General features: G+C 64.4%; 25 protein-coding genes and 1 pseudogene. 15 read left to right on the top strand and 11 right to left on the bottom strand.

Annotation, left to right across the window (positions count from 1 at the left end; genetic code table 11):
• Positions 1 to 18: 18 nt before the first annotated feature.
• The gene (gene bcsN / locus QFZ88_RS24100; protein ID WP_161773074.1) at positions 19 to 873 is read right to left on the bottom strand and encodes a cellulose biosynthesis protein BcsN; all 855 of its coding nucleotides are present in this window, start codon (positions 871 to 873) and stop codon (positions 19 to 21) included.
• A 431-nt stretch (positions 874 to 1,304) separates the two neighbouring features.
• On the opposite strand from bcsN, the gene QFZ88_RS24095 reads away from it, so the two are divergent.
• Positions 1,305 to 2,216, top strand: coding sequence for an alpha/beta fold hydrolase (locus tag QFZ88_RS24095; protein ID WP_024923720.1), 912 nt, complete (start codon positions 1,305 to 1,307; stop codon positions 2,214 to 2,216).
• Between the two features lie 48 nt (positions 2,217 to 2,264).
• On the opposite strand, the gene QFZ88_RS24090 is transcribed toward QFZ88_RS24095, so the two are convergent.
• Positions 2,265 to 3,464, bottom strand: a complete 1,200-nt coding sequence (locus QFZ88_RS24090; RefSeq protein WP_024923721.1) for a helix-turn-helix domain-containing protein — start codon at positions 3,462 to 3,464, stop codon at positions 2,265 to 2,267.
• A 223-nt stretch (positions 3,465 to 3,687) separates the two neighbouring features.
• On the opposite strand from QFZ88_RS24090, the gene QFZ88_RS24085 reads away from it, so the two are divergent.
• From QFZ88_RS24085 to QFZ88_RS24075, 3 genes are all read left to right on the top strand, one after another.
• Positions 3,688 to 4,641, top strand: a complete 954-nt coding sequence (locus tag QFZ88_RS24085) for an AraC family transcriptional regulator (RefSeq protein ID WP_036253957.1) — start codon at positions 3,688 to 3,690, stop codon at positions 4,639 to 4,641.
• 210 nt (positions 4,642 to 4,851) lie between these two features.
• On the top strand, positions 4,852 to 5,394 hold the full coding sequence (locus tag QFZ88_RS24080) for a helix-turn-helix transcriptional regulator (RefSeq protein WP_081769993.1): 543 nt from the start codon (positions 4,852 to 4,854) through the stop codon (positions 5,392 to 5,394).
• 263 nt (positions 5,395 to 5,657) lie between these two features.
• Positions 5,658 to 6,299, top strand: a complete 642-nt coding sequence (locus QFZ88_RS24075; RefSeq protein ID WP_244431205.1) for a hypothetical protein — start codon at positions 5,658 to 5,660, stop codon at positions 6,297 to 6,299.
• Positions 6,300 to 7,169: 870 nt separating this feature from the next.
• On the opposite strand, the gene QFZ88_RS24070 is transcribed toward QFZ88_RS24075, so the two are convergent.
• Entirely contained in the window at positions 7,170 to 7,769 is a 600-nt protein-coding gene (locus QFZ88_RS24070) for a hypothetical protein (RefSeq protein WP_161773073.1), read from the bottom strand.
• On the opposite strand from QFZ88_RS24070, the pseudogene QFZ88_RS29590 reads away from it, so the two are divergent.
• From QFZ88_RS29590 to QFZ88_RS24060, 3 genes and pseudogenes are all read left to right on the top strand, one after another.
• A pseudogene (locus QFZ88_RS29590) lies at positions 7,710 to 7,895 on the top strand (hypothetical protein); the annotation flags it as partial. The gene QFZ88_RS24070 and the pseudogene QFZ88_RS29590 overlap by 60 nt on opposite strands.
• A gap of 39 nt (positions 7,896 to 7,934) precedes the next feature.
• Positions 7,935 to 10,757 carry an autotransporter outer membrane beta-barrel domain-containing protein gene (locus QFZ88_RS24065; protein WP_244431204.1) on the top strand — a complete coding sequence of 941 codons (2,823 nt, stop codon included), beginning with the start codon at positions 7,935 to 7,937 and terminating at the stop codon, positions 10,755 to 10,757.
• A gap of 2 nt (positions 10,758 to 10,759) precedes the next feature.
• On the top strand, positions 10,760 to 11,284 hold the full coding sequence (locus tag QFZ88_RS24060; RefSeq protein WP_024923726.1) for an invasion associated locus B family protein: 525 nt from the start codon (positions 10,760 to 10,762) through the stop codon (positions 11,282 to 11,284).
• Positions 11,285 to 11,383: 99 nt separating this feature from the next.
• On the opposite strand, the gene QFZ88_RS24055 is transcribed toward QFZ88_RS24060, so the two are convergent.
• Positions 11,384 to 11,809, bottom strand: a complete 426-nt coding sequence (locus QFZ88_RS24055) for a VOC family protein (protein WP_024923727.1) — start codon at positions 11,807 to 11,809, stop codon at positions 11,384 to 11,386.
• A gap of 197 nt (positions 11,810 to 12,006) precedes the next feature.
• Between QFZ88_RS24055 and QFZ88_RS24050 the strand changes: the two genes are divergently transcribed.
• Entirely contained in the window at positions 12,007 to 12,777 is a 771-nt protein-coding gene (locus QFZ88_RS24050; RefSeq protein ID WP_024923728.1) for a helix-turn-helix domain-containing protein, read from the top strand.
• Positions 12,778 to 12,820: 43 nt separating this feature from the next.
• Here the strand turns inward: QFZ88_RS24050 and QFZ88_RS24045 are convergent, their stop codons facing one another.
• Genes QFZ88_RS24045 through cueR form a run of 3 tightly spaced genes read right to left on the bottom strand, consistent with a single transcriptional unit; the run spans position 12,821 to position 15,330 of the window.
• Positions 12,821 to 13,261: a YqaA family protein gene (locus tag QFZ88_RS24045; protein ID WP_024923729.1), complete on the bottom strand. Its 441-nt coding sequence runs from the start codon at positions 13,259 to 13,261 to the stop codon at positions 12,821 to 12,823.
• Between the two features lie 42 nt (positions 13,262 to 13,303).
• Positions 13,304 to 14,824, bottom strand: a complete 1,521-nt coding sequence (locus tag QFZ88_RS24040; protein WP_024923730.1) for a multicopper oxidase family protein — start codon at positions 14,822 to 14,824, stop codon at positions 13,304 to 13,306.
• 56 nt (positions 14,825 to 14,880) lie between these two features.
• Positions 14,881 to 15,330: a Cu(I)-responsive transcriptional regulator gene (gene cueR, locus QFZ88_RS24035; protein ID WP_065998106.1), complete on the bottom strand. Its 450-nt coding sequence runs from the start codon at positions 15,328 to 15,330 to the stop codon at positions 14,881 to 14,883.
• A 274-nt stretch (positions 15,331 to 15,604) separates the two neighbouring features.
• Here cueR and QFZ88_RS24030 point away from each other — a divergent pair, with 274 nt between their 5' ends.
• Positions 15,605 to 15,829 (top strand): heavy-metal-associated domain-containing protein, encoded by a 225-nt coding sequence (locus QFZ88_RS24030; RefSeq protein WP_024923731.1) that lies wholly within the window; start codon positions 15,605 to 15,607, stop codon positions 15,827 to 15,829.
• 178 nt (positions 15,830 to 16,007) lie between these two features.
• Positions 16,008 to 16,190 (top strand): YegP family protein, encoded by a 183-nt coding sequence (locus QFZ88_RS24025; RefSeq protein ID WP_024923732.1) that lies wholly within the window; start codon positions 16,008 to 16,010, stop codon positions 16,188 to 16,190.
• Between the two features lie 2 nt (positions 16,191 to 16,192).
• On the opposite strand, the gene QFZ88_RS24020 is transcribed toward QFZ88_RS24025, so the two are convergent.
• From QFZ88_RS24020 to QFZ88_RS24005, 4 genes are all read right to left on the bottom strand, one after another.
• Positions 16,193 to 16,390, bottom strand: a complete 198-nt coding sequence (locus tag QFZ88_RS24020; protein WP_024923733.1) for a hypothetical protein — start codon at positions 16,388 to 16,390, stop codon at positions 16,193 to 16,195.
• Between the two features lie 166 nt (positions 16,391 to 16,556).
• Positions 16,557 to 16,952 carry a GFA family protein gene (locus QFZ88_RS24015; RefSeq protein WP_204367408.1) on the bottom strand — a complete coding sequence of 132 codons (396 nt, stop codon included), beginning with the start codon at positions 16,950 to 16,952 and terminating at the stop codon, positions 16,557 to 16,559.
• Between the two features lie 98 nt (positions 16,953 to 17,050).
• Complete coding sequence (locus tag QFZ88_RS24010) at positions 17,051 to 17,536, bottom strand: SRPBCC family protein (RefSeq protein ID WP_024923735.1); 486 nt, start codon at positions 17,534 to 17,536, stop codon at positions 17,051 to 17,053.
• 160 nt (positions 17,537 to 17,696) lie between these two features.
• On the bottom strand, positions 17,697 to 17,945 hold the full coding sequence (locus QFZ88_RS24005) for a ParB N-terminal domain-containing protein (RefSeq protein WP_024923736.1): 249 nt from the start codon (positions 17,943 to 17,945) through the stop codon (positions 17,697 to 17,699).
• Positions 17,946 to 18,090: 145 nt separating this feature from the next.
• On the opposite strand from QFZ88_RS24005, the gene QFZ88_RS24000 reads away from it, so the two are divergent.
• From QFZ88_RS24000 to QFZ88_RS23980, 5 genes are read left to right on the top strand one after another with little or no spacing between them, the layout of a single operon-like run.
• Positions 18,091 to 19,737 (top strand): N,N-dimethylformamidase beta subunit family domain-containing protein, encoded by a 1,647-nt coding sequence (locus tag QFZ88_RS24000; RefSeq protein ID WP_024923737.1) that lies wholly within the window; start codon positions 18,091 to 18,093, stop codon positions 19,735 to 19,737.
• Positions 19,734 to 21,089, top strand: coding sequence for an aspartate aminotransferase family protein (locus tag QFZ88_RS23995; protein WP_024923738.1), 1,356 nt, complete (start codon positions 19,734 to 19,736; stop codon positions 21,087 to 21,089). Before QFZ88_RS24000 ends, QFZ88_RS23995 begins: the two co-directional genes overlap by 4 nt.
• Before the next feature lie 8 nt (positions 21,090 to 21,097).
• Positions 21,098 to 22,027, top strand: coding sequence for a 3-keto-5-aminohexanoate cleavage protein (locus QFZ88_RS23990; RefSeq protein ID WP_024923739.1), 930 nt, complete (start codon positions 21,098 to 21,100; stop codon positions 22,025 to 22,027).
• A gap of 2 nt (positions 22,028 to 22,029) precedes the next feature.
• On the top strand, positions 22,030 to 22,554 hold the full coding sequence (locus QFZ88_RS23985; protein ID WP_024923740.1) for a GNAT family N-acetyltransferase: 525 nt from the start codon (positions 22,030 to 22,032) through the stop codon (positions 22,552 to 22,554).
• Positions 22,551 to 23,588: a histone deacetylase family protein gene (locus QFZ88_RS23980; protein ID WP_024923741.1), complete on the top strand. Its 1,038-nt coding sequence runs from the start codon at positions 22,551 to 22,553 to the stop codon at positions 23,586 to 23,588. Before QFZ88_RS23985 ends, QFZ88_RS23980 begins: the two co-directional genes overlap by 4 nt.
• Positions 23,589 to 23,602 lie beyond the last annotated feature (14 nt).

Raw genomic sequence — 23,602 nt, 5'->3', positions numbered from 1 at the left:
TCCTTTCCATCAGCCTGCCTATCGGCAGTTCGTTGTTGTCGGATCGCATGGCGGCGGCGGCACGATGACTGCCGCCCTCGGCGACGGTACAACGACCTGTTTGCCTGTCGTCGTCTGCGGGATTTCCGCCCCAGGCGCGCCCGAAACCGGCGGTGGCGGCACGACGGGGCCAACCGGCTGTGGCAGCGCCTGCTGGGTCCTCGCAGGGCTGCCCCGCGCTGACGACCTTACTGGTGCGGCGACCGGCGCGGGACGCACATCCGGCACGGCCGGGCCACCGGCCGCCGCCGGATAAATCGGCGCACCGGACTTGCCGAGTAACGGATCCGGCGGATTCGCATCGCCATAGGGATTCCAGCCGCTCGACTGGAAATAGGACGAGATCGTAAAATCATACATCGTCTGCAGCAGACGATGTTCCGGCAAGGACTGGTCGCAAAGCCGCAATCTGATCTGGACCGACCCCTTGTTGCCGATCAGGGTTTGCGTCGAGCCGGTGGAGGTCAGCCGCTGCCAGGCATAGATGCAGGTATCGCCGGCCGTGGATCGCCCGACCGCGTAGCCGAACGGGCCATATCGGTTCTGGACGTAATATGGCGAGCGCGCCATGCGTATGCCGGGGAAAAGCTGCCGCAACTCCGTGCTTATGTTGCTCGGCGGCAGGAAGCCGTCGCGCAGTCGGGTCTGCCCCGTGGTTTTCGTGTCCACCGGCCCGAACAGCTGAACGCGCAACATGTTCTGGCCGGATGTGTGCGCGGAGGTGGCGAGCGCGATTTCCTGCTGGATGGCGTTGGCATAGCGCCGTTCCAGCACGGCGGTGATCGCCGGTCCGCCCGGGCCCGGGTAGGCAAACGCCTTTTCCGCCGACATCATCTGCGTGTCCGTCGACGACGCGATCTGTGGCTGGGCACAGCCGGCCAATAGCAGCGCAACCATCCCGCCAGTTGCAGCCAACATGGCGGAGCGTGGCAGCAGCGGTCGCAACTTTGCTGAAGGCAGCCTGCGTTTGAACAAGGTACGCATGCAGCGAAACTAAGAGATTCGCTCGATCTCGCGAAGTGCGAAGGCCGCCGCTTACGAATTTAGGCACATATTGATGCGGGGCAAACGGTAACGACCCCGCAACGCCAGTTCCGCCCTGCCTTTGAAAGAGAAAATTCGCCCGTGCGAGTTCGCTCTGCGCATAGGTCGTTCGCTACCGCCCAAGACGAAACCGAACTTCGCCTCCTAGACAGGGAGCGAAGCGATGGGGAGACGACGCAGCGAGGACAGTCGCCATCGTTTCAAAGCGAACGGGGGCATGTTTGGAGCAGACCGAAGTGTTGGGCGTGCGACGCGTCGCCACCAGCCATTTTCAGAAATGGCAATTGGAGGAGATCAGCTTCCAGGCCAAGGATGGCCGCGCCCTGGCAGGACGCCTGCATCTGCCCGGCACCGAGCCGCGTTTCGCGGTGGTGCTGCATGGCGGCATCGGCTTTCCGGCGAGTTTCTACGCGGATTTCGCGCTTTGGCTTGCGCGGACCCATGACGTGGCCGTGCTGACCTATGATTATCGCGACTTCGGCCGTTCGGGCAGCGGCAGCCTTTCCCGCTCGGCGACATGTCTCAGCCATTGGGCGATCGACGATCAATCCGGCGCGCTGACCTACCTCGCCGGTCGTTTCCCGTCGGTGCCGCTGCGCGTCATCGGCCATTCGCTCGGCGGCCAGTGGCTGGCCTTCCATGACGATATCGCCAAGGTCGACCGTGTCGTGGCCGTCGCCTCCGGGCCGACCCATTGGCGCGACCACCCGCAATCGTCGTTCGCGCGCATCCTGGCGTTCTGGTGGCTGCTTGGTCCGCTCGCGGTAACGCTCTTCGGCTATCTGCCAGGGCGTCGCCTGGGTTTCGGGGCCGACATTCCGGGCGGCGTCTATTGGGAATGGCGCCATCTTTGCCGGCAACGCGATTATCACCGTGCGTTCTGGGGCACGGAATATCCCGTCCCCGGCCTCGATCGAGCAAAGTTCAAACTGGCCATGGTCGCCGTTGAGGACGATCCATTGGTGTCCCCGGCGATCGCCGGAAAACTGGCAAGCTATTATCCGGCGGCGAAGGCTGGCCTGACCTTGTTGCGGCCCATCCAGCTGGCGCTCGCTTCGATCGGCCATGCCGGGGCGTTCACCAGAAAACGCAAGGCATGCTGGCCCTGGCTTGTCGCGCCGCTGCTGGACTGAATAGGGAATGAGCGAGGGCGCAGCCTCAGGAGCCCTATCACTGTCGTCTCAGGCGGTCGGTGCGACAAAGCCGCGAGCCAATGCCACGAGCGCGGCCTTGCTGTGTGTGCGGGTCTTTTCGTAGGCGGCCTTCAGGTAATTCCGCACCGCTCCGATGCCTAGGCCCAGGGTGGCAGCGATCTCAGGAATTTCCAGCCCGCTGGCCAAAAGAACGACCACGTCGCCCTCGCGCCTGGTCAGCCGGAAAACATCGACCAGCGCCGCCCGGTCGACCACGACCTGGGCATCCGGCTCAGTGATGAAGATTGCCGCAACGGCGCGGCGATGCGACAGCCCCTGGGTCTCGAAGGAAGCCGCCGGCAGCACCGACAGCAGCAGCGGCGAGCGGCTGTGTTCGCGCGGTAGCCGCAACCTGATTTCGGCCGAACCGTCGTGAATGGCCAACCGGCCGAGCCGGCCAAAAATCTCCTGCAGGCTGCGGTTGCCGCCCGGGTCGGTCGCCACCAGCCTGTTTTTCTGCAGGGCGAGCCCTTCGGCCCGGTCCAATATCGCCGCGGCGCGCTGGTTGACGAAACAGACGCAGCCCTCGCCATCGACGATCACCAGTGCCGCAGAAATGCGGTCGAGCAGGTGCGCCAGCCCCCTGGCACTGTCCTGCGCGTGGTTGAGGCGCTGCTGGACCTGCAAGGCGGTGGCGAAATGGGGAACGAGTGCGGCCAGGCCCGACATCTCGTCCGCACCGAAATCGGCGGCGCTCCGACCCCGGCATATGGCCAACGCATATTCATCCCCGGCGCCGAACCGGGCGAGTGCGGCATGGAAGCCGCGCATCGGCCTGACCACCTCGTTGTAATAGCCGCTGCGCTCGAATTCGCGGTCGGAAATCAGCGTCGCGCGGGTCATGGTCGTGCCGCGCAGCGCCGGCAACGGCGACGCCGGACTTGCGCCGGCGGCAAAGCTGACGAATTCGCGATCGGCCGATCTTGCTATGGCAGTCGCGTTAGCAACCGACGGCCGCGCCGCCGCGAGTTCCGCGCCGGCGCTCAGACTGCGCGCGAGGATATCGACGTCGAGACGGGTACTGGCCAGGAGCTGGCCCGGTTCGGTCCTGGTCGGCAATCGAACCAGGACGGCATGATCTCCGCCGGTCAGTTCAGCCACATCTTCCAGCGCAAGCGACCACTCATGCGGCGCCAGCGCGGCCGCATGGATGCGATTAACCGACGAAAGAAGCCTTGCCTGATCCATTGACCCCCGGGCGCGGTACCAAATGGCACTGGTCCAATTTTTATCTTATAGTCAAAAACAGCGGAGAAATAAACATTGCTCCGGTTCGTGGATACAAATCCACCCTGGCCGGAGTTGTTTTTCGTGCATCGCAGATGACTGGCCGCAGGCACAATATCCGTGCGGGCTCGTTTGAGTTGATCTTCGCAATGAGGCCCCTTCAATGACCGTCGGATCTTTTCCGATGCAGCGCTTGTCGACGCAAGGCATGCAGCACGCCGGCCAGATGGCCTTCGTGCATGACTTCGTGGCGCGCCAGGTGGGCGGGCTGCACCTGCACCCCGTCGACAAGGACAATATCGCAATGGACCTGGAGGCCATGACGCTGCCTGGCAGCGTCACCGTCGGCCATGCGCTCTACCCGGCGATGTCCGGCGCCCGCACGCGCGACCTGACGCAGGACGGCCGCGACAACTACCTGCTGACCATGCACAGCGAAGACCATGAAATGGAGGTGGATGGCGGCGAACCGATCAAGATCAAGGCCGGCGACCTTTTGTTCATCAACCAGGCCCGGCCGTTCAAGTTCTGGAAGGGCAAGTCCGCCCGCCTGCAGGCGATCTCGCTCGACCGGCAGGTGCTGGCACGCCTCGCTCCCCGTGTCGACGTGGAGCCGACCTATATCGTGCCGCGCGTGACACAGCAGTCGCGGCTGTTCGCGGATTATGTCTCCATGCTGCTCAAGAACCCGCCGACGACCGAGAAGGCGCAGGAGATCGTCTCGCGGCACGTTCTCGATCTCAGCGCGCTGGCGCTGGACGATTTCGTGCGCGGCGGCGCCGAGCGCAACGACAGCGGCATCGCCGCCGCACGGCTGAAACTGATCAAGCAGGATATTCTCGAACGGCAGCACGACCCGGACCTGCACATCAATGCAGTGGCCAAACGCCAGGGCGTGACGCCGCGCTACATCCAGCGCCTGTTCGAAAGCGAGGGCTCCACCTTCTCCGATTTCCTGCGCGGAACCAGGCTGGACCTGGCTTTCCGGCTGCTGCACAAGCGCGATCTGGCCCGATTTACCATCGCCGCCATCGCCTATGACGCCGGCTTCTCGGACATCTCGTCCTTCAACCGCGCGTTTCGCCAGCGCTTCGACGCGACGCCGTCCGAAGTACGCGCCAAGATATTAGCCAACTGACCTCCAGGCACGGGCGCCGGTGTACGGAACGCGCTGACAGACAGTGCCGGGACACGCCTTTGCGTTCCCACCAACCCACTGATTAAACTATAGTTTTTTCACTTTCCTTTACCTGCCGGCATTGTTCGTTTCCAGCATAGATCGTTCGCTGCCGCCCAAGACGGCGGCGGTTTCCCCAGCGTAGACGTTCAGCCAGGCGGTGTGGAGGCCATGCCTAGAGGACGCACCGCCGCCATTTCCGAGATGCGGTTGAAGGGGGACGGACTTTTGAAACGGATATTCGCCACCATACGCCGGCGCGACCCGCCGGCAAGCGACAGGGCGCGCGAGGTGATGACGCGCCACATCTTCGATCTCACCGCACTGGTGCTCGACGGCTTTGCGCGCGGCGGCGGCAAGCGCAAGGACAAGGGCATCGCGGCGGCGCGGCTGAAGCTTATCAAGCAGGACATTCTTGAGCGGCTGCATGATCCGGGGCTGCACATCGATGCCGTGGCGCGGCGCCAGGGCGTGACGCCGCGCTACATCCAGCGCCTGTTCGAAAGCGAGGGCACCACCTTTTCCGACTTCGTGCGCGGAAGCAGGCTGGACCTGGCATACCGGCTGCTGCACGAACGCGATCTCGTCTCAACCACCATCGCCACGATCGCCTATGACGCCGGCTTCTCGGACATCTCGTCCTTCAACCGTGCGTTTCGGCGCCGCTTCGAGCTGACGCCGTCCGAAGTGCGCGCCAGGCTGCTGGCCGGCTAACGCGGGCCGCGCCGCCGCCCTCGTCCCGGTCGCGCCCGACCGGAGGGAGCGGCGACGCCCGCCGCCGACCAACCGACTGAATATGCTTCAATTTTCGTCACCGGCCACAATCGTCGCGCTTTGTTCGTTTCCTGCATAGGTCGTTCGCCCTCGCCCAAGACGGCGCCAGTTTCCCCGGCGTAGACGTTCGACCGGCGGTGCAGAGAGCGGTTCTCGAGGGTGCGTCGCCGCAACTTCTAGGAAGCGGTCGAAGGGGGCGGATTTTGAAACGGATCGATGTTCTGGGTGCACGGCTCCTGGCGGGGAGCGGCCATCCAACGAGGAGGCCACACGAGACGCAGGCGGCGTTGCGGGTGACCGAGGCCGTGCGCCCCTGGCAGCGCACCACCGGCGGCCTCACCAAACTGCTTCGGGCGACGCGACACATTCTGGCTGCTGTATTTTGTGCCGGGGTGACGTTGGCGTCGAGCCCGGCGACGGCGCTGACCAGCAGCGAGGCTGCCAGCGTCGTCGATCTCATTGAAGCGCTGCAGCCGCAGCTCGGACCCTTCGCCTATGACGAGGAAATCGTCGCCGAATGGTTCGAGCGCGACGCCGAGGGCTCGCGGCTGATCACCACGGCCGGCTTCACCGCCGAGAGCTGGAAGGCGGCGGTCGGCGAGACGATGCGCGGCTTCCTGGCGGTGGTGAGCGAGGCCGAACTCCATGGCGTGTTCGGCGACCTGAAGACCGGCATCCGGCGGCTCAGCCAGCTCAACGACGTCCAAAAGGAAGAGGCCATCGCCTCCCTCGACGAGGAATTCGACAAGATGCTGGCCATGCGCGCCGAGGGCGAACCCTTCGTCGACGTGGTGCGGCCGCTGGAAGGGCGCCTGCGCGAGGTCGTGCTGACCCGGACCGAATGACGGCCCGCAACGGCTGTTCCCCCACCCCTATTCGAACAGAGAGCACATTTCATGACACATCTGGTCCCCTCGCCGGCACGGCGGCTTCCGATGACCAAACGCCTGCTTCTGTCGGCCACCGCGCTGGTGGCGGCCGGGACGGTGCTGGCGACGCCGGCGGGTGCTGCGCCAATCGTCTACAACACACCCGGCCCCCACAACGATGCGATTGTGCTCAACAGTGGAAATACGGCCCAGGCCATGTGGGCCACAAGCAATGTCACGGCTACATTTTCCGGGACAGTGGATTTTCAATCCGGAGGCCCAAAAACACTAATAATTGGCAACACGACAATTCCGGATGGGAAGGTAATTTTTTCACCGTCAGACCTGAAAACAGATAGCCAGAAATCAAATCTATACTTAAATGCTGGAATTCTTTCCATTGGCAATCAATTAGCGAGAGACGCGCTCAGCTCGGGGCGGTTGAACCTATCTTTATTTGGCGGCACATTGGATCTATCGGGTTCATCTCTCGCGGTACGCGATTTTAGCGGAACTGGAAACTCGAAAATCCTCAACAGCACCGCAGGCACCATCGCGTCATTGACGATCATGACAGCGGCAGGGTCGCCATCGCTTAACCTCGCAAGCACAATTTCGGACGACACCGGCGTTGTCGCGTTGGATATCCGCGGAAGCGGTTACGTTGATGTGCGCGGCAACAACAGCTATTCCGGTGGCACGTCGATCATCGGCGCGCAGGTCTATGCCGCTCACTCGAATGCGCTTGGGACCGGCACAATATCCATGCTGTCGACCGCCACCAATACCGCCTCGCTCTGGCTCAGTAATGGTATCATTCTCAACAACAACCTGTATCTGGACAGTTCACAACCCGTTAACCTCGGCGCAGCGGTCGTAGTAAGCGGCACGTTGCGTGGCGACATCAGCGGTGATGCCGACATACGCAAGGTCGGCGGGGGCTGGCTCCGATTGCAAGGCCAGCACCTTGGCTCTGGCCGGGTGCTGGTCGAGGAAGGCGACCTCGTAGTCGGGTCCGCCCAACCAGGTTCGGGCACCATCAACAACATGTCGGAAGTTCATATTTCGCGGCTCGCGACATTGCGTGTTCGAGAAGACGAAGCCATCGGCCATCTGGCCGGGAGAGGAACCGTCGATGTCGGCACGAATGCCGCTTTCTGGGTTGGTATGGACGACAGCAGCATGACCTTTGATGGAAACATCACAGGGCTCGGTAGATTTTTCAAAACCGGCCAGGGGACGCTCACGCTGACGCAAGCCAGCACATTTGACAGCGCTTTCTACCTGCAGCAGGGCGGCCTCTCTGTGCGCGCAACAGACGCGCTGGGTACCAGCACCCTTTTTACCGACGAAGACACGCGCCTCACCCTCGCCGATGGCGTTCGCCTGGACAACTACATCATAATCGATGACATCGGCTTCGAGATCGAGGTCGCGAACAATCATTCGGCCACGCTCGGCGGGGATATTACATCGGGCAACGGCGACTATGGTTTCCAAAAAACCGGCAGTGGCACGTTGGTCCTGACCAGCGCGGATTCAGATGTTGACTTAGTCGAGGTCAACGGCGGCACGCTGCGGGTCGACGGGCGCTTACGCGTCAACGAGTCAGTGACCGTTCAAGCCGATGCCACGCTGACCGGCCGCGGAACCGTTGACGGTGACGTGACGATCGATGGCGGCGGCGTGCTGAAGGGCCGCGCGGGCGACCGCCTCACCGTAACCGGCGACATGATGCTAAACGACGATTCCTACATCGACGTCGCGCTCGGCGCACCCAGCACCAGCGCCCTGTTCAACGTGGGCGGTAACCTCACGCTGGACGGCGCGCTGACGATCACGGATGCCGGCGGCTTCGGCCGCGGCATCTACCGGCTGTTCGATTATGAAGGCGGGCTGACCGACAACGGCCTCGAAATCGTCGGCTCGCCGCCCGGCATCCCGCGCACCAACATCTCGGTCCAGACCGCAATCGCCAACGAGGTCAACATCGTGGTGGCCGGCGACGATCCCGGCCCCGGCGAGGTTCCCGAAACGCAGTTCTGGGACGGCGGCGGCACCACGGCCGACGGCCGCATCGGCGGCGGCACCGGCACCTGGAACAACACCACCACCAACTGGACGCGCGTCAATGGCGACGCCAACGACGCCTGGGGCGGCCGCTTCGCCGTGTTCCAGACCGAGGGCGGCGTGGTCAGCGTCGACAGCAGCGGCGCGCCCGTCACCGTCACTGGCATGCAGTTCGCCACGGACGGCTACACCGTCACCGGCGGCAGCCTGACGCTTTCGGCGCCGCAGACGCTGATCCGCGTCGGCGACGGCACCGAGAACGGCACGCAGATGACCTCCCGTATCAGCTCCAACCTCATTGGCAGCGGCGGGCTGGTGAAGGACGATCTCGGCACGCTGGTCCTCGACGGCGTCAACAGCTATGCCGGCGACACCATCGTGCGCAATGGCTGGCTGGTCGGCGATGTCGACAGCATCCGCAACAACCTCCTCAACAATGCCGGCGTCACCTTCCTCCAGCATGAGGACGCCACTTTCGCCGGGGTCATCGAAGGCACCGGCCGCACCGTGAAGGACGGCAGCGGCACGCTGAAGCTCGCCGCCGGCAGCACGACCGACTGGGAGGTGGGACAAGGCGTGCTCGTCTCGCAGGCCGGCCAGTTGCGCGGCGATGTCGAGATCGGTGGCGAAGGCATGCTGCAATTCCAGCAAGCCGCGTCGGCCGCCTATCAGGGCGTGCTTTCCGGCAGCGGCGCATTCGACGTCGCCGGGCAGAACAATGCGCGCGTCATCCTGAGCGCCGACAGCTCGGCCTTCAACGGCACGACAAGCGTGTCGTCGGGCGAACTCACGGTGGACGGCAAGCTCGGCGGGCAGACCACGGTGCGCAGCGGCGGCAGGTTGTCGGGCACCGGCACGCTGGCCACGGCCAATGTCGAGGCGGGCGCCATGCACGGCCCCGGCAATTCCGTCGGCACCCAGACGGTGACCGGCAACTACACCAACCGTGGTACGCTGCAGGTGGACATCACCCCTACGACTGCCGACAAACTGATCGTCGGCGGCAATGTCGACATCGGCGGTGCCACGCTGGATCTTCTGATGAGCTCGGCGCCGCTGTCGGAATGGAATAGCGTCACCGGTCCCTACACGCTGATCCAGAACAACGGCCAGAACGCCATCGCCGGCCAGTTCGCCAGCGTGCTCAACCCGCTGGCCTTCCTCAGCCATTCGCTGAACTATGTGGGCGGCGACGGCAACGACCTGACGCTGCAACTGACCCGCAACGCGGTGAAATTCGCCGATGCCGGCAAGACCCGCAACCAGATCGCGGTCGCCACCGCGCTCGACCGGATGGCTGGCGACAGCCGGCTGGTCGGCCATGTCGCGCTGCTCAGCCAGACCGACGCGCGCGCCGCCTTCGACCGCCTTTCCGGCGAGATCCATGCCTCGGCCAAGACCGCGCTGATCGACGATTCGATCCATGTCCGCACCGCCGTCAACGACCGCATCCGCGCCGCTTTCGAAGGCGTTGGAGCAGCGGCGATGCCGGTGATGTCCTATGGGCCGGAAGGCGGCCAATTCGACGCGGCCAGCACCGACCGCTTCGCGGTGTGGGGCAATGCCTTCGGCAGCTGGGCCAATGTCGACGGCGACGGCAATGCCGCCAAGCTCGAACATTCGATCGGCGGTGTTTTGTTCGGCGGCGACGCGCTCGTCAGCGAGGCGGTGCGGCTTGGCGTCCTGGCCGGCTACACCCAGTCGAACTTCTCGATCGAGGAACGCGCTTCGTCGGGTTCGAGCGACAATGCCCATCTTGGCATCTATGCCGGCGCGAAATGGGGCCGCGTGGCCTTGCGCGGTGGCCTCGCCTATGCCTGGCACGACATCGAGACGGCGCGCCGCGTCGCCTTCGGCGGCCTGTCGGAGCAGCTGAAGGGTGACTACGACGCCGGCACCTTCCAGGCCTTCGGCGAAGCCGGCTACCGTATCGATACGGCGGTCGCCTCCTTCGAGCCTTTCGCAGCGCTTGCCCATGTCAGCCTGCGCACGGACAGCTTCGCTGAGACCGGCGGCATTTCGGCGGTGACGGCGAAGAGCCAGACGACGAGCGTCAGCTACACCACGCTCGGGTTGCGCGCCTCGACCGATTTCGTGCTGGCCGGCATGGGTGCCACGGCACGCGGCACGCTGGGATGGCGTCATGCCTTCGGCGACGTCACGCCGGCCTCGGTGCAGGCTTTTGCCGGCTCGCAGCCCTTCGCCATCTACGGCGCGCCGCTCGGCCGCGATTCCGCGATCATCGAGGCCGCGCTCGACCTCGACCTGACGGCGAAGGCCACGCTGGGCTTTGCCTATCACGGTCAATTGGCGAGCAATGCCCAGGACCACGGCATCAAGGCCAATCTCGGCGTGAGGTTCTGATCATGGCCTTGCTCAGATTGATGACCATGATCAGCGCCGGCGCACTGTCGACGACGGTGCTGGCGCAGGCGCCGCAACTGCCCGGCGGCGCCACCTCGCTCAACGAGACCTATCAGGACTGGACCGTCGGTTGCCGGGTGGTGAACGACACCAGAAGCTGCACCATCACCCAGCAGCAGCAGCGCCAGGACGGTCAGCGCGTGCTGGCCATCGAATTGCGCAAGCAAGCCGACCAGGCGGTGCCCGGCCTGCTCGTCCTGCCCTTCGGATTGTCGCTGCAAGGTGGAGTGACGCTGCAGATCGACGAACAACCGGCGCTGGCCCTGCAAAACTTCACGACCTGCCTGCCGGCTGGCTGCCTGGTGTCGTTGAACTTCGACGAGGCCGCCGTCTCGATGCTGCGCGGCGGCACCGCGCTCAAGGTGACCGCGGCGACACACGACACCAAGCAGGATGTCGCGCTTTCCATCTCCCTGAAGGGCCTGGCCACGGCGCTGGACCGGCTCGATGCCCTGGAGGCAAGCTAGAAAACAGAGGCTACAGGCCCATTCACCCGTATGCCTGTTCTCGGGCCCTTCCCCACGAAGGGCCCTCTTTTTTGGCGCAGGCAAGCTGCAGGAGCGGTCTCATTCCTGCGGCGGCAGGAAGGCCGGATTGTAGACGACTTCCCACAGATGATCGTCGGGGTCCTGGAAATAGCCGGCATAGCCGCCCCAGAACGTTTTCTGCGCCGGCTTCACGATCCGCGCGCCGGCGGCGATCGCCCGTTGCATGACGGCATCCACTTCCCCCTGGCTGGCTACGTTGTGACCGAGCGTAAACTCGGTCGGGCTGCGGCCGGTCCTGGTTATGCCGGCGTCATGCGCGATGTCGGCGCGCGCGAAGATGGCGAATTTCACGCCCTGCTGCAGATCGAAGAAAGCGACCGCGCCATGTTCGAATTCGGTGCCGATGATGCCTTCGGTCGGCAGGCCAAGGCCATCGCGATAGAATTTCAGCGACGTCTCCAGATCGTCGACGCCGACGGTGATCACGCTGATCCTGGGTTTCATGGTCTTGGCCTTTCCTGTCCTCGCTTGCCTACGGCTATCGGCGCCGGGCAACATCGACATCTGTTTGCCTGACCGTAGTTCGGATTGCTTGAACATTTCGGCCAATGTTGCAGCCCGCGTGCCGGAGCGGCTTGAACGGACCGACAGCCGACCCTACCCTGTTTGCAAGACGCGTTTTTGCCCAGGGAGAACAGATCATGCAGGCGGTGCCCGCCCAGGCGACCGGCCATTACCACGAGCGTCCGGTCGCGCCGTTCCTGCGCGACTGGTTCTCCGCCGTCTGGGTTCACCAGATGTCGGAGGCAGGAGCGCCGCCGATAGTGGTGACGCCGGACGGCACGATCGACCTGCAGTGGATCGACGGGCGGTTCCGCATTGCCGGACCCGACAAGGAGCCGCAGACCGAAGCGATAGCTGCGGGCGTCGCTGTCATCGGCTTCCGCTTCCAGCCGGCCGCGGCTGCCGCCTGGCTTGGCGTGGACGCTGCCGAACTGCTCGGGCAGCGGCTGGCGATCGAGACCGTGCTTGGTCGAAAGGGAAAGCTGCTCGGCGCATCGATCCGCCAGCAGCCGAACCTCGCCGAACTGATCGCCTCCTTGGAAAGCGCCATTGCGGGACATGCCCGGAGCGAGGCCGCCGACCGCACCATGCAGGCCGCCCACCGGCTGATCGATGCCGGGCCGCCCGAGGGCGCGCCGCTCATCCCCTGGCTGGCACGCGCCCTGGCATTGAGCGAGCGCACGCTGAGGCGTCGTTTCGACGAGAGTTTCGGCTACGGTCCGAAGACGCTCGACCGCATCCTGCGCTATCAGCGCTTCCGACGCCTGTCGCAAAATTCACGTGCCTCGACGGCGGCCCTGGCGGCCGAAGCCGGTTATGCCGACCAGGCGCATCTGGTGCGCGAAACAAGGCGCCTCACCGGCAGCACTCCCGCCCGCCTTGAGCAAATATTCGCCGGCAGCTCGTGACTGGCGTCCAGATCAAGCCGAGCCTGTCGAGCCGGGCAGCGCTCTAACCCATCACCCAGGACTGGCCGGCAACGATGGCGGCATAACGCGCCGCCTTGCCTATCCCCACCAGCGCAACGAAACGCCAGATGCCGACGCGCGCGGCACCCGCGACCACGGTCAACGCATCGCCGATGATCGGCAACCAGGCAAAGGGTAGCGTCCATAAGCCATAACGCCGAAAGACGCGGCCGGCCTGCTCATAGTTTTCCGCCGAGACCGGAAACCAGCGGCTGCCCCGCAATGCCTCGATGCCGCGACCTATCGCCCAGTTCACCACCGAGCCCGCCGTGTTGCCGACCGTCGCCACGATCAGCAAACCGGCGGGATCGCCGCGACCGGCGGCAAGCAGCCCGACCAGAACCAGTTCCGACGACGCTGGCAGGAGCGTCGCGGCCAGGAAGGCGCTGGCGAACAGCGCGCCATAGGCGACGAGATCTTCCATGCGCTACCGGACTACCGGCATCGGCCGGCCATCGTCGACGGCCTAGGCTCGCACATCGACCACGCCCATCATGCCAAGTTGCTCATGCTCCAGGATGTGGCAATGATACATGCGCAGGCCCGGGCGCTCCTGCTTCAGCAACAGCCTCACCGTCTCGCCGCGGGCGACATTGACCGTGTCCTTCCAGGCCCGATGAGGAGCCGGCGTTACCTTGCCGTCGCGCTCATTCTCGATCACCTGGAACTGGGTTCCGTGCACGTGGAAGGGATGATCCATGTCGGCCTTGTTGACGATTTCCCACAGTTCGGTCTCGCCAGCCTTGGCGACGACGTCGACGCGGTTCATATCGAAAGCGGCGTCATTGATGAAGAACCCCATTTCCATGCCGCCGGCGCCCATGCCCATCTTCTCGGTGAAGACGAAGCGACGACGCACCGCCGACGTCCCCCGCGCCGCGATGCTGCGCAGCTTCTGCGGCAGCGGTGGCGCAGGTTCGGCCGGTGTCTCCGAAACATTGACCGTCAGCAGCGTCAGCCCCGCATCGTCCGGCCGGCCCGGCCCCATCCAACCACGGTCATAGTCGAGCGTGGCCAGTTGCACCACGCCCGGCTTGTCGAAGGCGACGACCAGTTCGACACGCTCGGCAGGCGCCAACAGAACCTCGTCGACGGTGACCGGCGCTTCCAGAAGTCCGCCGTCGGAGCCAATCACCGTCATCGCGGCATTGCCGAAGGACAATCTCAGGAAGCGCGCATTGGTGGCATTGAACAGGCGGAAGCGCCGCTTGGTGCCGAGCCCGACGGCGAGCGTGGGGCTCTTCTGGCCGTTGACCAGGACGTGGTCGCCGACGCGTCCGTTCATCAGGTCGACCATCGAGCTCTCGGGCATCGCGCCATCTTCGCCAAGGCGCAGATCGGTGAAGAAAAGCACGGTGTCGCTATAGGCGGCCGGCACGGGATCGGTTTTCGGCTTGACCAGGAAGACGCCGGCGAGGCCGCGATACACCTGCTCGGCCGTCTTGCCGTGCGGATGCGGGTGATACCAATAGGGGCCGGCGCTGTCGGCCGGCAGGTCGAATGCATAGACGCGCTTGGCGCCCGCTGCGACCGGGTCCATCGGATTGCCGTCCTGGTCGGCCGGCACCGGCATGCCATGCCAGTGGATGGTGCTTTCCTCGCCCGGAATGGCGTTGTCGAAGTCGATCTCGACGCGGTCGCCCTCGAAAGCCTCGATCAGCGGACCGGGGCTCGTACCGTTGTAGGCGAGGATGGGCGTGTCCAGACCTTCAACGAAGTTGGCTTTCGCCAGTCCCGCCGTCAGGCTGGCGCGAAAACGGCCAGCTTCCGTCGCCTGGTTGGCGAGCCTCGGCAGGTCGCGCAGCGGCTCGCCTTCCTTCAGCGCCAGCTCCGCCGCCGGCGTGGCGGGTTCGGCCGCCATGTTGTGCCCCTCATGACCGCCCATGCCCGGCATGGCGTTCATGTCATGCCCCTCCATCTGCGCGAGCGCGTGGCCACCGGTGGCCAGCACGGCAAGGCTGGCGGTCAGGAAAGTGCGCCGATGCATGATTTTCTCCTTGTTGGGTCTTGTAGACAGTCTGGTCGCGGGATTGCCGGAGCGCTTCAATAGGCGTCGCTTCGGCGTCGCATTGTGCTGCGCTTCGGCTTCGGTGGAGCCGCCTCATGGCCGCTCGAAAGCTCCTCGATAATCGGGCAGCTGGCTTGCGTATCGCCGTGGCAGGTTTTGGCCAGATGGCGCAGCGCATTCGACATGGCGCGGAGTTCGCGCATCTTGCGCTCCAGTTCGGAGACATGTGCCAAGGCGATACGCTTGACGTCGCCGCTGGCACGCGAGCGGTCGCTCCACAACGCCAGCAGACTGGTCATCTGCTCGACCGAAAAGCCGAGATCGCGCGCCCGGCGGACGAAACGGAGCATATGGATGTCATCGGGCGAATAGACCCGGTAGCCGGCCCCGGTACGCTCGGGGCTGGCGATCAGGCCGACCTCTTCATAGTAGCGGATCATCTTCGCCGACACGCCGGACGCGGCGGCTGCGTCTCCAATGTTCATCGGCTGGCCCTCCCGTCTGAGGACAGAGCAAAACCGCTGCCGGCAGGCGTGAATGGGGCGGGGAGGATCATGTTCGTGCAACTTCCTTGGGTCGTTGCAGGAGCAGATAAGGTTTCCAGTAACTGGAAGGTCAAGCGACTATCTTCCTAGCCTCATCGGAAAATGGGCAAAGCGACATCGTCGGCAAATTTCTTCGCGCTGCGCTTGACCTTCCAACGATGGCAAGCCCCACAACCTCACCGTCCCTGCTGTCGACCATGAAAGGAATGTTGTGATGATCAACCTGAAAGTATCGGATATGACCTGCGGCCACTGCGCGAGCACGGTGGAGAAGGCGGTGAAAAGCGTCGATCCGCAAGCCAGGGTCACGATCGATCTGGCGGCGTCGATCGTCTCGGTGGAAGGCGCCAGCGATGAGAGCGCGATTTCGGCTGCGATCTCGAAGGCTGGCTACGGCAACGAGAAGGTCGCTACCAGCTGCTGCGGCAGTTGCCATTGATACAAACCGGCCCCGCGGCAAGCCTGCGGGGCCGAGTTTAAATCCAGACTTGGCCACCGCGACTAGAGGCCATCACAATTTAAGATGGTCAATTCAACAACCTAGAGATGCAACCAATTCGTGGTGGCGTCACCCGGAATCACCCTAACTCTGTCCGCTCAACCAAGAGGACAGAGCCATGTCGAGCTGCACGGATCGTAACGGGGATAGCTGGGAAATCTACATGGGCAATGACGGCTGGCGCTGGCGCCGCACGTCATCGAACGGCCGCATCGTCGGCGCGTCTTCGCAAGGATATACAAACCGGGCTGACTGCGTCGCCAACGCGCAGCGCAACGGGATGACGTGCACGCCGGTCTGACCTCAACCGCCCAACCAGCGCGGCCGACAGGTCTTGGCGATTACGTGCGGCGCCAGCACCAACGGCGTGGCCGCCGATCGTTGGCGCGCTCGCTCGAACAGCAGGCGCACATCTTCCGGCCGCCAGCCGTCCCGTTCCATCACGAGTTGCACGATCTGGTCGCCCAACAGCTCGTCCAGTGTCTCACTGCGCTCGCTCATGTCTCGCCTCATCGAAGGCCGCCCGCCATGCATAGATAGGGCGCCAAACATGGCACCCCAATGATGTTTCGCCGGCTATTTCGAGGAATTTGCAGGAAAAATACGGCGGCGTAAGCGATCCATTTCACACTTGCGCGAGCGACCGCTTGAACGCCGAAAGCCGGCTCTATGCAGGAGGCGGCGCGCCTTCGAATTGCGGCAGGCCGTCGTTAATCGTCAGCCATGCCTGCTTCGAGGCGGTGTAGATATGCATCTCGGGTTTGAACGCCGCCGGATCGTCGAGCGACCCCGATGTCACGCCCATGACGCCGGCGGCATCGCGCCGCGAAAACATGGTCGTGCCGCAATGCGGACAGAAACCACGCCTGATCTCCGACGAGGAATTGACCATGGCCAGCGGCCCTTCGACCGCGACGGCGTCGATGCGAAACAGCAGGCGCGCATTGAAGGCGGCGCCGATCGCCTTCTGGCAAAGGCGGCAATGGCAGACCCGCTGATTGATCGGCTCGCCCTCGGCGGAATAACGAACGGCACCGCAAAGGCATCCGCCCTGGTATTTCATGGTCATGTCAGGCTCGCTGAAAAAGAGAAGCGGCACGGTAGCGCCCTGCCCCGTGCCGTCAAATGAAAAGCCGTGATGCGGTCTATTCGCGCCGTCGATCAAAGCGTCCTGGCGAGTGCCTCGAGCTGGTCGGCGCAGATGCCCCAACCACCCTCGAAACCCATCTCCACATGCTGGTCGCGGTCGGCCGCGTTCCAGTGCCGGACGCGAGCGATGTAACGGGTCTTGCCCGCGCCTTCATCCTCGAAGGTCAGCACCACGGCCATGAACGGCTTCGCCGACGGCTGCCAATCGCCGGTGAAGGCATCGGTGAAAACCAGCTTGCGGCCGGGAACGACCTCCAGATACTGGCCCGGATTGGGAAACTCTGCGCCGTCCGGACCGGCCATGACGACCAGCGAGGCGCCACCGGGACGGACATCCATCTCCGCGCGCGGTGTCGTCCACGGTTTCGGCGCGAACCATTGGGTGACCAGCTTCGGGTCGGTCCAGCAGCGATAGACAGCGTCGCGCGGCGCATCGATGATGCGGGCGAGGACCAGTTCGTTTTCCGAAGACGGAGCGATGTCGAGTTTGGTGGTCACGGTGTTTCCCTTCCTGATGGGTGCGAATGTTGACGTTCGCACCTAGGACGAAGCGCGCGAGGTCGATCCGACACCGCCGGCCAGGATATTTTTCCTCAATTTGAAAACGGGATTCTTTTCAAAGGCTTCAGGGCGCCAGTGAAAGCGCCAGGGTCAGGACCTAGTGCTTCTTGGCCTGAACCAGATAGGCGTCGATGGTTGCCTCGCCCAGCCATTTCGCCGCTTCCAGCCGGTGCAATCCCTCGACCAGGACATGGCGCTTGCCATCATGGCGTACCTGGATCGGCGTCTTCATGCCATTCTCCAGAATATCCTCGGCAAGGTGGCGGACGGTCTCGGGATGCAGCGTCTTGCGCCGCGCGGTCGGCACATAGATGTCGTCGACCTTGACCTTTTGTATCCGCAGCATGACCGCTCCCTTGGCGTTCCCTCGTGCTTTCTGGATAGTCGGTTTGCGCACCAAGGCCAAGGGTAGCCGGCTGGCCTGATGCTTTCCATTTGACGCCCGGCAAGACGATGATCGAAATGGCCGCAGAAATTTCCCGCCGGACCCCATGAACCAGTCATCCTCGCTATTTCCGGATTTCGGCCTGACAGCGCAGCAACGCCATGCCGCCGTGCGCAGCCACTATTACGAGAAACCCGGAATGGATGGCGCGCGCGGCGAAATCTGGGCCTATTCGGACCGCTTTTCCTATCGACCGGGCGAGACCGTGCGGCTGCAGGTCAGCGCGACGGCACAGCATTTCTCGATCGAGATCGTTCGCGACGGTGGCATCGAAACCAGAGTGTTCGAGCGCGATAACATCGCCTGCCGCTGGCAAGAGACACCGGAACAATGTTCGGTGGAAGGCTGCGGCTGGGAAACGACGTTCGAATTCACGACCGGCACCGATTGGCCTTCCGGCGCCTACCGGCTGACGCTGACCGCCGAAGGCAAGGACGGCCAGCCGATCCGTTACCATCACCTCATCATCGTCGCGCCGCTGCCCGGCAATCGAAGCGGCCGCATCCTGCAGGTTGCGGCGACCGGAACCTGGCTGGCCTACAACACCTGGGGCGGCTCCAACCACTACGAAGGCATCACCGGCCCGAACCGCAACCAGTATTCGCCTGTCGTGTCGACCGAACGCCCCTGGTGCCGCGGCTTCGTCGTGCTACCGCCGCAAGCTCCGCGCGTGCCACACGGTGTCTCGATGCCGCCAAAGACGGTGCCGCGCTATCCACATATGGAATGGGCCTACGCCACCGGCCATTCGAAGAAATACACCTCGGCCGGCTGGGCCAGCTACGACAGCCATTTCTTCCGTTTCACCGAACGCGCCGGCCATTCGATCGACCTCGCCAGCCAGCACGACCTGCATTTCTCGCCCGAAATCCTCGAAGGCTATGACTGCGCCGTCTTCGTCGGCCACGACGAGTACTGGACCTGGGAGATGCGCGACGCGGTCGACGCCTATGTCGAGCGCGGCGGTCATGCAGCGCGGTTTGCCGGCAACTTCATGTGGCAGACGCGGCTGGAAGACGAGGGCCGGCGGCAGGTCTGCTACAAATACCGCGCCCGCGCCGAGGACCCGGCCTATACGAGCGGCGACGTCCGCCGCGCCACCAATTCCTGGGAAGCGCCCGAGATCGGCCGGCCCGGGGCCGAGACCTTCGGGCTGAACGCCACGCGTGGCCTTTATGCCGGCTGGGGCGGCTGCGCGCCGCGCGGCGCGCGCGGCTTTCCGATTTATCGGCCCGAACATTGGGCCTTCGCTGGCACCGGGCTCTATTATGGCGACCTGCTCGGCGCCGACAGCCATGTCTTCGGCTACGAGGTGGATGGGCTGGAGCATGAAATCCGGGGAGGCCTGCCCTACCCCGTGGCTGACAGCGGCGCGCCGGACGGCCTGCAAATCCTCGCCGTCGGCATGGCGTCGCAGGTCGAGGAAAGCGCGGATATCGCGGCGCAAGATCAGTTCCTTGGCGACGAGGACGGCCGCTTCAGCGCCGAAACCCTGTTTGGCGAGGCGAGCGACGCCAATCTCGACAAGATCAAGCGCGCGAACGGCATGATCGTCTCCTTCCCGCGCGGCAAGGGCGAGGTCTTCCACGCCGGCAGCTGCGAGTGGGTCGCCGGCCTGCTGCGGCAAGACCCCATGGTCGAGCGGGTTACCGCCAATGTCCTCGATCGCTTCCTCGGAAAACAGACTTCATGACCGATACCGCCGTGACAAAACCCAATCTCTTCCATTTCACCCGGCTGCCGCGCCCGACGGTGGACCGCGCCGACGGCATTTATCTGTGGGACAAGACCGGGCGCCGCTACATCGATGGCTCCAGCGGCGCGGTGAACGTCAATATCGGCCACGGCAACCGCGCAGCGATCGAGGCGATGCGGCGGCAGATGGACCGTGTCTCCTTCGCCTACACCATCCATTTCGAAAGCGAGCCGGCGCTGGCGCTGGCTCGCGAACTGGCGGCGCGGCTGCCGGAGGGACTGGATCGCATCTATTACGTCTCCGGCGGCTCCGAGGCGGTGGAAGCCTGCCTGAAACTCGCCAGGCAATGGGCGGTGGCAACGGGTCAGCCCGAGCGCTGGAAGATCATCGGCCGCATGCCGTCCTATCACGGCATCACAGTCGGCTCGCTCGGCGTCACCGGCGACGAGGTGCTGACGCCGGCCTTCACGCCGATAGGCAAGGCCATGCCGCTGGTGCCAGCCCCCTTCGTGCACCGCGACCGCGACAACCTTTCGCTGGAGGAACGCGGGCTGCGCTACGCCGACATGCTGGAGCAGAAGATCGTCGAAGAAGGCGCCGACAGCGTGCTCGCTTTCATCATGGAGCCGATCGGCGGAGCGGCCAGCGCAGCGCTTGTGCCTCCGGACAGCTATTTCGCGCGCATTCGCGAGATCTGCGACCGCCACGGCATCCTCTTGATCCACGACGAGGTGATGACCGGCATCGGCCGCACCGGAAAATTCCTGGGCGGCGATCACTGGAATTGCCGGCCAGACATCGTCGCCCTCTCCAAGGGCCTGTCTTCCGGCTACGCGCCGCTCGGCGCGGTCGCCGCGACCGAAAAAGTGGTCGGCCCGGTGCTCGAAATGGGCGGCTTCCTGCACGGCCATACCTATGGCGGCAACCCGGTCGCCACCGCTGCGGGGCTTGCCGTGCTTGGCGAGATCGACCGGCTTGGCCTCATCGACAATGCAACGGCCATGGGCGCTGTCTTGAAAGGCGAGTTGGAAGCACTGACCCAACGCTTTCCCTTCGTCGCCGACGTGCGCGGCAAGGGCCTGCTTCTCGGCGCCGAACTCTATGCCGATCCGGTCGCCAAAACGCCGCTGCCGCGCGAATGGAATGCCAATGTGCGTCTCATCGATCTCGCCTTCGAGCGCGGCCTGATCATCTATTCGCGCCGGGTGCGCGGCGGACCGGAGAGCGACAATTTCATGGTCTGCCCGCCGCTGATCGTGACCGCGGAGCAAATCGGCGAAATCGTCGCCGTGCTCGCCGATACGCTGCAAGCACTGGCCGGCGAACTCGGCCTGCCCGTCAACTCCTGAGGATCGTCATGGCATCCGGTAAAGTCATCATCACCTGCGCCATCACCGGTTCGGTGCACACACCGTCGATGTCGCCGCATCTGCCGGTGACGCCCGACCAGATCGCCGCCGAGGCCATAGCGGCGGCCGAGGCCGGCGCCTCGATCCTGCACCTCCATGCCCGCGACCCGCAGGACGGCCGCCCGACCGCCGATCCGGCCGTGTTCACGCAGTTCCTGCCGCGCATCAAGCAGGCGACGGACGCGGTGGTGAACATCACCACCGGCGGCTCCTCGCTGATGAGCCTGGACGAGCGCCTCGCGGCACCGCTGAAGGCCGAGCCGGAAATGTGCTCGCTCAACATGGGCTCGATGAATTTCGGCCTGTTCCCGATGCTGGACAAGCCGCGCGACTGGCAGCACGAATGGGAGCCGAAGCTTCTGGAAGCAACGCGCCACACCATTTTCAAGAACACCTTCGCCGACATGGAGACCATTCTCGACAAACTCGGCAAGGGTTGCGGCACGCGGTTCGAGTTCGAGTGCTACGATGTCGGCCACCTCTATTCGCTGGCGCATTTCCGCGATCGCGGGCTGGTGCAGGGTCCGCTCTTCATCCAGTTCGTGCTGGGTATCCTCGGTGGCATCGGCGCCGATCCGGAAAACCTTCTTCACATGAAGCGGATCGCCGACAAACTGTTCGGCGGCGACTACAAATTCTCCGTACTGGCCGCCGGGCGCCAGCAGATGCACCTGATTTCGATGGCGGCCGCGATGGGCGGCAATGTCCGCGTCGGGCTGGAGGACAGTCTTTACGACGGGCGCGCGCTGGCCAAATCCAATGCCGATCAGGTCAAACGCGTCCGGGCCATCCTGGAGGGCCTGTCGCTGGAAGTGGCCACCCCCGCCGAAGCGCGCCAGATGCTGTCGCTCAAGGGCGGTGACCGGGTGGCGTTCTAGCGATGACCACCAAAGACGCAAAGCATGTCCGGGTGCATATCCGTCCCGGCCGGGTCGAGGATGCTGAGAACATCCATGCGGCGCTGCTCGGCATCGCCGAGACGGTCGGCGAGCTGCCCAAGATGCGATCGACACCGGAAGATATCCGCCGCGACGGTTTCGGCTCCAAGCCGCATTTCCAGGTGCTGATCGCAGAAATTGATTCAGAATTCGCCGGCATCTGCCTGTATTTCCCCATTTATTCCACGTGGAGAGGCCGGCCAGGCGCCTTTGTTCAGGACCTTTTTGTCGGCAAGGATTTTCGCGGCATGAAGGTCGGCGAAAAGCTGCTGCGGCAGCTGGCGCGGCTCGTTAAGCAGGAGGGTGGCGTCTATCTGGAACTGGCGGTCGACACCGGCAATATCGGCGCGCAACGGTTCTACGAGCGCATCGGCATCGCCCATCAGGACGACGATCAGGTACACAGGATCATCGGCGATGCGTTCTTCGCCTTCGCCGAAGCCGGGGATTTGGGGGACGAGCGATGAAAGCCTTTTATGCCGCAGAGCAGAAACGCCACGCCCCCAAGGCCTTCCTGTCCAGCGGCGCACCACAACCAAATCCGGAACAGCCGGAGCGTGTCGAAAGGCTGAAGTCGGGCGCGATTGCCGCCGGCTGTTCGATCGAGCGGCCGCGCAACCATGGCCTTGGACCGGTGGCGGCGGTGCACACGCCGGAATATCTCGATTTCCTCGAACATATTTTCGAACGCTGGCAGCGCATCGAGGGCGCTTCCGCCGAAGTCATCCCCAACATCCATCCCATCGCGCGTGGCGGCTCCTATCCGGCCTCGGCGGTCGGACAGGCCGGCTACCACATGGCCGACACAGCCTGCCCGATCTCGGCCGAGACCTGGGACAGCGCCTTGTGGAGCGCGTGGAGCGCCGTCGAGGCGGCCGAGGCCGTCCTGTCGGGCGAGCTCGCCGCCTATGCGCTTTGCCGTCCGCCCGGCCATCACGCCTTCGCCGACGTCGCCGGCGGTTTCTGCTTTATCAACAATTCGGCCGTGGCCGCCCAGGTGCTGCGCCGGGATGCGGCGCGCGTGGCGATCCTCGATGTCGATCTGCACCACGGCAACGGCACGCAAGGCATCTTCTATGCCCGTCCGGACGTGCTGACCGTTTCGATCCATGCCGACCCGGTGCGCTTCTACCCCTTCTTCTGGGGCCACGCCGACGAACGCGGCGAAGGTCCGGGGCTAGGCTATAATTTCAACCTGCCACTGCCGCGCAAATCGGGCGACGAGGCGTTTCTGGATACGCTTAACACGGCGTTCCGGCGCATCCGCGGTTTCGCGCCGGACGCGCTCGTCGTCGCGCTCGGCCTCGACGCATTCGAGGGCGATCCATTCGGCGGACTGTCGGTGTCGACACCCGGCTTCGCGCGCATCGGCGAAGCGATCGGCAAGCTCGGCCTGCCGACCGTGATCGTGCAGGAGGGAGGCTATCTCTGCGACGCGCTCGGTGCCAATCTGACAGCCTTCCTCACCGGCTTCGGCGACAGCCACCGCCCGGCAAGATAACCGCCCATGGCGAA

This window comes from Mesorhizobium sp. YL-MeA3-2017 (genome assembly GCF_030814575.1).
In the GTDB taxonomy this organism is placed as follows: Bacteria; Pseudomonadota; Alphaproteobacteria; order Rhizobiales; family Rhizobiaceae; genus Mesorhizobium; species Mesorhizobium terrae.
Note: the sequence above shows the minus strand (reverse complement) of the source record. Positions and strands in the feature narration are given on the sequence as shown.